Source organism: Thiolapillus sp. (genome assembly GCF_048562965.1).
GTDB classification, from domain to species: domain Bacteria; phylum Pseudomonadota; class Gammaproteobacteria; order Chromatiales; family Chromatiaceae; genus Thiolapillus; species Thiolapillus brandeum_A.
The window spans coordinates 1-1,575 of record NZ_JBHNMF010000701.1 but is presented as its reverse complement, the minus strand read 5'-3'; the positions used below and the strand labels follow the sequence as shown (position 1 = coordinate 1,575).

Sequence of the window (1,575 nt, the reverse complement as noted above, 5' to 3'; positions counted from 1 at the left end):
AGCAGGATGCAGCAATCAGCGTATAGAACAAGCTCTAACGGGCAGTATGAACAAAATAGCAACTTTATTTCACCCGAAAATATACGGTGGAACAATGTTGCTTACTCTAAACTCTAGTAACCAAAGACTTGACCCCGTATTCCCCACTCTATTCTTTCGGCGCAATGCGCTTCGCTTATTGACGCCCTACATCGGTACGCCTTACCGCGTTGTCAGCCTCAAGCATGTTCCCAGGTATCTTGCAGAGTTTGAATATCGCTTCAATCGACGATTTCAATTGGATGACATGATCAAGCGGCTCGCCTACGTTGGACTCAGGACGCCGCCCATGCCGTATCGTCTCTTGAGGATGGCTGAAATTGGTGGGCAATCAAGTAAGTCAAAGACCTGCCCCCATATTCTACACATGTTCTACACTCAAAACATCAATGACCAAAATATTACGTTACTGCCTCTTCTCCAAAATCATCTTTCTATCACGTAAATAATCTAAGTCACTCTGGCATTCTTTAACGTTATTTTCACAGCTTGCTGGAATCCAAATCACTCCACGAGAGTAATCATTTGTATATAACTGCAATTCCTTATCATTAACAAACTTTTTTACTGAACCGAAGGAGTCGTTAGTTTTTTGGTAAACCTCAAATACACATTGATACCCACTACCACGATATTTTTTACTCACAAAAAATCTATAGCCAACAGTCGAAGAGGAAAAACACAGCTTTTCATCATCTATATTTAATTTAATATTTTCATCAAGAACAACACCACTCCATCCATCGGTACGTTTAGCCTCAATAAAACCAAACCCATCCTTTACAGTAGGTTTTTTTATAGCAACAATCATATATTCTGTTTTGTTGCTAACATCAACAACTGAATCTGAATTCGCGCTCATAAGTAAATTAGAAGCTAAGATAACTATAAAAACAAGCACCGGAAAAATAGAGATTAAAGTTCTAGGTCTCATTGGATTTTATCTCGGTCAACTAGAAAACCTTCATGCCCTCTTCTTGGATAACCACCAACAAATCTATTTGTTGCGTTTATCACATTTGTTTCATTAGTAAAGAAGCCCTGTACGTGATGGTATAGCTCATGAACAATTACTCGTTGTAAGGTGAATGGATTTTGCACTCCCGATACTGAATTAGTCACATCACTAGCATAAAACGCAGTATCTTGGTCATAGGTCATCTCATCATAAGGAACAACAGTATATGAATACCCTCTAGCATATCGACCAATATAAACATATGGTTCACCAGAGATCACATTACCAACGCCAGCATCATCAATACGATATGAAATTGTTCCCCCAACCCTTTCTGCCGCATCAGCTTCTAATGCTAAAAAAGTTGGGTTTTTACGCATATTTTTGAGTATTCCATTTAGCTCTGACCTCGTCAACACAGGTGCATATGTCGGTTCATTTGAATTGCTCAAATAGGCACCATTCCTCCAAGCAGCTCTAGCAAACAAATACCCAAACGCCCCGCTCAGCGCCCCATTTGCGAACTTTCCTCCCGACAGGGTACTGGCCGTGCCGCCAATGATGGCCGACGCTGCTGC

The 1,575-nt window shown here is 40.7% G+C and carries 2 protein-coding genes and 1 pseudogene; 1 reads left to right on the top strand and 2 read right to left on the bottom strand.

What is annotated here, in order from left to right; translation table 11 throughout:
- A pseudogene (locus ACOCD2_RS19325) lies at positions 1–358 on the top strand (hypothetical protein); the annotation flags it as partial.
- Positions 359–445: 87 nt separating this feature from the next.
- On the opposite strand, the gene ACOCD2_RS19320 reads toward ACOCD2_RS19325, so the two are convergent.
- A complete protein-coding gene (locus ACOCD2_RS19320; protein WP_293650121.1) occupies positions 446–973 on the bottom strand; it encodes a hypothetical protein in 528 nt (175 codons plus the stop codon).
- Positions 970–1,575 (bottom strand): hypothetical protein (locus tag ACOCD2_RS19315; RefSeq protein ID WP_293650122.1); only part of this gene is annotated, 606 nt, incomplete at its 5' end. The genes ACOCD2_RS19315 and ACOCD2_RS19320, both read right to left, overlap by 4 nt.